This is a genomic window from bacterium (assembly GCA_040755795.1).
Lineage (GTDB): Bacteria > UBA9089 > CG2-30-40-21 > CG2-30-40-21 > SBAY01 > JBFLXS01.
Window position 1 is genome coordinate 1 of record JBFLXS010000232.1, and the last position, 6,297, is coordinate 6,297.

Genomic DNA, 6,297 nt, shown 5'->3' on the forward strand with positions numbered 1-6,297 from the left:
ATGGTTTTCGAGACAATGGCAAGAAGGGGATATTGTGTGCTTTTAAGGGAAGGGATGGTTTTACTTTCCTCTCGTTACTACAAAAAATAAATAATTACAACAACTTACATACATTTTCAGGGGAAACCGGGCATGAGCCTGCGGCTCACAAACGAAGATGAAAATTTTTGGAGTGCGGTGGCTTGCCACCGCTTTGGAGGTAAGCCAAAAGTGGCTTTGGCAAAGTAAAGCAAGCCAAAGCGAAAGCAAGCTTTCGCACTCCAAATACTATTTTCAGGAGAAACCGTCATGCCCCTGCGGGGCACAAAGGAGGATGAAAAATAATAGCACGCTGATGACGCTGATGATGCGGATATTCGCGGATAGAAGATAGAAGGCAGAAAAAAGAGAAAAAAATCAGCGAAAATCCGTTAAATCCGTGTCATCCGTGTTCTATTCTTACGGCTATTTTCAGGAGAACCAAAATGCAGTTTTTAGATGTAAAAACAGACTATGCCTTTAAAAAGATATTTGGTAGTGAGCAATCCAAGGATATACTCATCAGCTTCTTGAATTCCATCGTTAAATTCAAGGATGAAAGCATTATTGAGGATTTAACCATCCTTGACCCATATCAAATACCGTTACTTAAAGGTATGAAAGATACCTATGTTGATGTCAAGGCATTGCTCTCAAATGGCAGCACTGTCATTATCGAGATGCAGGTATTAAATTATCCGGGGATAGAAAAAAGGATTCTTTACAATGCGGCGAAGGCATATTCTACCCAGTTGTTATGTGGTGATGAATTTTATCTATTAAACCCAATTATTGCTCTAACTATTACTGATTTTGAAATGTTTGATGAATTTCCAAAGGTTATCAGTTACTTTAAACTTATGGAGAAGGAAGAACTAATCGAGTATAGTGGAGATATTGAGTTAATCTTTATCGAATTGCCAAAATTCAAGAAGGAGGAAGAGGATTTAAAGGATATTACGGATAAGTGGATATATTTTATCAAGAATGCGGGAAAATTAGATTATATTCCCAAGACTTTGGAGATGAATAAAGAGATAAAGAAGGCATTTGAGATAGCCAATCAGGCGGGTTTGAGTGCAGAAGAATTGGAGATACAGCACAAGAGAAAGGATTTCATTTATATCCAGAAGTCATCAATAAGTTTTGCTGAGAAGAAAGGATTAGAACAAGGGATGAAACAAGGAATGGAACAAGGAATGGAACAAGGAATACAACAGGGAATACAACAGGGGATACAACAAGGTGAAAAGAAAAAAACGATAGAGATGGCAAAAATACTTCTCACTATGGGAGATGACCTGGGAAAAATATCCAAGGTTACAGGTTTAACCCTAGAAGAAATTAAAAAACTTGTAACTATTCAGCCACTGATTGACACAGATTAGCACGGATAAATACAGAGGTCAGAAGATAAAAGGCAGAGGACAGATGAGAAACGGGGAAACGGAGAAGGAGATGAGACATGAGGCACTATACCTGAATTTTCAACCTTCAGCCTTCAGCCTAATTACGGACATGGAAAACGGACACGGATTACGAATTTTCGGTGGTATCTTAATCTAGTGCTCTGTCGCTATTCAATTGATGAGTAATATTTCTACCTCTCATGTCATTCCTGCGAAGGCAGAAATCCATTCATATTCGTAAAATTTGTAACCGTTCAGGCTATATATCAAAAGTGTAAGAAAGGGGATAAGGAGATAAGAGTGATATGGAGATAAGATAATAGAAATAGATTGAAATTGATAGAAATAGGTAGAAATTGATTGTGGAAAACAACAAATTTCCATAAATTTCTATTAGTTTCTATTAATTTCAATTTTTTGTATCTATTCAGGTATATTTTTGACCTGTATATCAACAATTATTTAATAAGTGTAACCGTTCAGGGCTATACATTAGAAGTGTAAACAAGGAGAAATGGGGAAAAGGGAGAATTGGAGAAATGGCTTAAACTTTTTCTTGCTCCACCTTTCGGACATCAATTCTGGTGTCGTGTTGAGTAAGTTTTGCACGGGGCATCATCAGGTTTCGTAACCTGCAAACGGATAGTTACCAGAATCAAATTCCGTGCATTATTTGTTTAACACGACACTAACTTTTTATGGACATTAATACAGGCATTAATAATCTTATCAGTTAACTCTTCTTTTCTCCACTTCTCCATCTTCTCCCTTTCTCCTTATTTTTATCCTACCTGAACTCTTACAATTTTTTTAATAATATCTCCCTATCTCCTTAATCTCCACATCTCCTTTTGTTACACCACCTGAACGCTTACTAAAATTTGGATTCCCGCTTGCGCGGGAATGACAGGTAGAAAAACAATCTATCAAATTATCAGCGACGGAGCACTAGTATAAAGATTGAAATAGTGTCCGAAAAGGAGATATGGGGATTATGGAGATAAGGAGATAAATTCATTCTAAAATTTTGGAAAGGACAATGTAATCTCCATATCTCCCTTTATCTCCTTATCCCCTTTTGGACACCAAATCTGGATAGATTTTCGCTATTAGCGTTATTTTCAGACACCACCAAAATTTTCGCAATTTCATCTGCTAAAAATACGAGCCGAAGCTGATGTGTGCCTCTGGGTCACCTTTAAAATGTCCTGGTGCGTCTGATAGTCCCCAGGCATAATCTAAACGGATAGGACCAACTGGGCTTTTAAATCTTATCCCGAGTCCTGCTCCATATTTTAAATCCTTAAATGAGGTAATGTCAGAGGCATCTTCCCAGACATTCCCGACATCAACAAATAAACAACCAAATATTTCCTTACCAATGGGATGGCGATATTCAACATTGCCCACGAGCATAGATTTGCCACTGCCAGATGAAGGATAAATAGAGCGGTCACGGTATCCTCTAACGCTGTAAGGACCACCAATACGGAATTTTTCGTAATCAGGTATTTCCTTGTGTTCAGCCAGATTAGTAACCAGACCTAATTTAGTATGTAAGGCTAAGATAAACTCCTTCCAGCTGGGGATAAACCAACTTCCTTCAAAAGTCGGTTTATAAAAATCTATATCTCCGCCAAGAACGCCACCAGCAACTTCGTTGGATAGTTCAATTTTATAGCCTGCGGTGGGATGAAAAAGTATCTCTTCGCCCCTTTTTGTATTTCTCTTAAAACTAATCTCCAGGCTACTTGAGAGCACATATTTCCCCTCTCCCCATTTTTCTACCCAGTCTTTGATACTCTCCGGCGCATCGGATTTGACACTTGACATAGATGTCTTATCATATTTATATTTAAAATCAATACGATTATGGGTTCCAAGCGGTTTACCTATTCTAATTGCCCCGCCCCGTTTTTTATTGGTATATTCATCTTCTTTTTCTGTTGTGTGCCAGATGTCAAACCCAACAGAAGTTGGCTTATCACGAAACCACGGGTCAGTAAATCCAATTTCATAATTTAACAATCTTTTCCCAAATTCTGATTTAATAGAAGTAGAATAACCTTTGCCCCAGAGGTTATTTTTAGTGAATTCTATTGTTCCAAATAAGCCTGGTTTATTACCATAAGAGGTAGAAAACATAAGGTTACCTGTTTTGCCTTCTTTAACTTCGATATCTAATATTTTTTTATCTTCTTGAGAACCTGGCAGGATGTCAAATTTTACGAATTCAAAATAGCCTAAGTTAATTAATGCCTGTCGGCTTTGTTTGAGTTTTTTCCCATCGAACATTTCCCCTTCTTTGAGTAAAAGCTCTCGTAAAATGACTTTATTTTTAGTGTGGGTGTTGCCTGAAATGGTAATTTTTTCGATATAACTTAAACCACCTTCTTTGATTTTATAAGTGATATTTACCAGAGCGGTTTTATTATTAAACTCTGGCTCAGGAATGACTAAAGTCGTAACATAGCCTTTAGAAAAATATGCCTCTTTAATATTATTCCCATCGACGACGATTGAGCGAAGATTATAAATATCGCCTATTTTTGTCTTCACTAACTCCTTAAGCTCATTATCCGTGAATATTGTATTGCCACTAAAACTTATTTTTTCGATTTTGAAAAGGTCGCCTTCTGAAATATTGATGTTAATCACAATTCCACCTTTTTCTTTAGCATAAGATACCTCTGGTTTTTGAATACTAATCATTGGGTAGCCATTAGTTTTATAAAATATGAGTAGTTTTTCTATATCCTCATTTAATTCTTTTTCCTTATAAAAATCACCGGTGGAAGTGGTCATTTTCCATTTAAGTTTAAAGGTAGAAAATGCCTCGTTGCCCAAAAGATTAATCTCTTTAATCTTGACTTCCTTACCTTCCTCAATCAAAAAACTAACTATTCGTTCCTCATCATCTATCCTGTAATCTATTTTGACTAAATAATAACCCTTATCTCTGGCGAAATCAGTAAGTTTTGTAATGGATTCTTTTATGTCTTTCAGGCTAAGTGGTGCACCTGTTTTTACGGTAATCTCTTTTTTTAAGTCTTCTTCTTTTAACTCTTTAATCCCTTCAAACTTAATCTTTGAAACAAGGGATTTTTCTTTAACGATGAAGACTATTGATAGTCCTTCGGTTTCTTTTTTTAGTTCTACCTTAATATCAGAGAAATAGCCTGAATTATAAATATTTTTCAGGTCATTATCAACCTTTGTCGGATTATATTTGTCGCCGATTTGTGTTTTAATGAGACCAAGAATGGTTGAAGTTGCCAGTGTTTTGTTCCCTTCTATCTGGATGTTTGTAATATTATTTTCCTGGGCAAATAAAACTTGCGTCATAAAAATAATGGGTAATAAAAAGGTTACTTTTCGCATTTATTCATCACCTCGTATAATTTTAGCGATATTATAAACTGCTTTTATGTTAGCAAATTTTTCATTAATTTTGTGTTGCATCTCTCGTAGGGTTTCTTTTTCGGTAATTAGTTTAATAATTAGTCCTGGAATTTCTGCCTGGTTCTCAGGTTGGATAACCACACCTGCTTTTAGTAATATATTCACATTCCATGTTTCTTGTCCTGGGACAGCCTCGGTCAGGATAATCGGTATTCCTTTGGTCAATGTCTCTGAAATAGAAGTTCCACCTGGTTTCGTTACGACCAGGTCTGAGGCAGACATCAATTCCTCCATATTTTCCACAAAACCAAAGATTTTGGTTTTTATTTTAAGTTGATTAGCAATTTGGGTTAATTTTGCCTTTAACTCCTCATTTTTACCAGCAACGACTAATAATTGCAATGGGAAATCTATCCCCATAAAACCCTGTAATAGTTTTGCTACTTTTCCCATACCATATCCACCGCAGAGGATAAGCACTACCTTCAGGTCTTTTTGTAAGTTGAATTTTTGGTACAGGGCATTTTTATCCTGGGGTTTAAAAAACTTTGGGTCAGTTGGGAGTCCGCCACTAATTCTGATTTTTTCATCGGGAATCCCTTTATTTTTTAAATAAATTGCTACTTCTGAAGATGGTAATATAAATAAATCTACATACTTGTTTATTCCCATTGGATAGACATGGTAGTCGGTCACAACTGAGATGAGAGGTAAATTAATCAATCGTTGCTTTTTGAGTTCTCCCACACCATTGGCAATAAATGGATGTGTCGAAACAAGAATGTCCGGGTTAAATTGGTCAATTACAAGTTTACTACTTCGAGCATAGATTCGTTTTAGATACCATCTAATCGGGCTATAAGCAGAGGATAAAATTCGACTATTATAAATCCAACCCCAGAAAGGCGGGGTATAATTAGCCAGAAATAAATAAGCATGATTGAGAAATTGTTGTAGTTTTGGCTCGGTAGTACTCATTGGGTCAATTGTTTGGACATCGACATCATTATATAATTCTTTAATTCCTTTAGCAATAGCCTCTGCGGCGCGGATATGTCCCATACCGGCTAAGACGGTTAAGATAACTATTTTCTTCAAGTTTTTTCTTCTCCCACCTCGCTTACAGAATTCTCTCCATGGATAATCTTCCATCTGGAAAGACGATTTACCTGGAGGCAATTTGTGAATTCTTGACACTCGACACAACAAGTCTGAGCTAAATTCTTTTGTGCCAGAATCCACTTGCGAACACAATCATTACATTTATGACATTTATAACAACAGTTTAACATTATTTGGATTATACCATAAAAAAATAGAGATTGCAAGTAAAAAAATATCTTATGTTACGTAAAAATCATTTGTGCACATTCGGGAAACTATTTGTGGACATACTCGCATAATTTCATAGGTGAAATTCCCATATCTTTTTATCACCTTTATACACCATGAACTTCTGAGAGGGAAT

The 6,297-nt window shown here is 36.2% G+C and carries 4 protein-coding genes; 1 reads left to right on the forward strand and 3 read right to left on the reverse strand.

The features are described 5' to 3' along the window. The first annotated feature begins 464 nt into the window (after window positions 1-464). Window positions 465-1,406, forward strand: coding sequence for an Rpn family recombination-promoting nuclease/putative transposase (locus tag AB1414_13510; protein MEW6608439.1), 942 nt, complete (start codon window positions 465-467; stop codon window positions 1,404-1,406). Between the two features lie 219 nt (window positions 1,407-1,625). Here AB1414_13510 and AB1414_13515 read toward each other — a convergent pair whose 3' ends face one another. The 3 genes from AB1414_13515 to AB1414_13525 form a co-directional block, all read right to left on the reverse strand. After that, complete coding sequence (locus tag AB1414_13515) at window positions 1,626-1,811, reverse strand: hypothetical protein (protein MEW6608440.1); 186 nt, start codon at window positions 1,809-1,811, stop codon at window positions 1,626-1,628. A 771-nt stretch (window positions 1,812-2,582) separates the two neighbouring features. Then, window positions 2,583-4,808 carry an outer membrane protein assembly factor BamA gene (gene bamA, locus AB1414_13520; GenBank protein MEW6608441.1) on the reverse strand — a complete coding sequence of 742 codons (2,226 nt, stop codon included), beginning with the start codon at window positions 4,806-4,808 and terminating at the stop codon, window positions 2,583-2,585. Continuing rightward, window positions 4,809-5,927, reverse strand: coding sequence for a glycosyltransferase (locus tag AB1414_13525; protein MEW6608442.1), 1,119 nt, complete (start codon window positions 5,925-5,927; stop codon window positions 4,809-4,811). Between the last annotated feature and the right edge of the window lie 370 nt (window positions 5,928-6,297).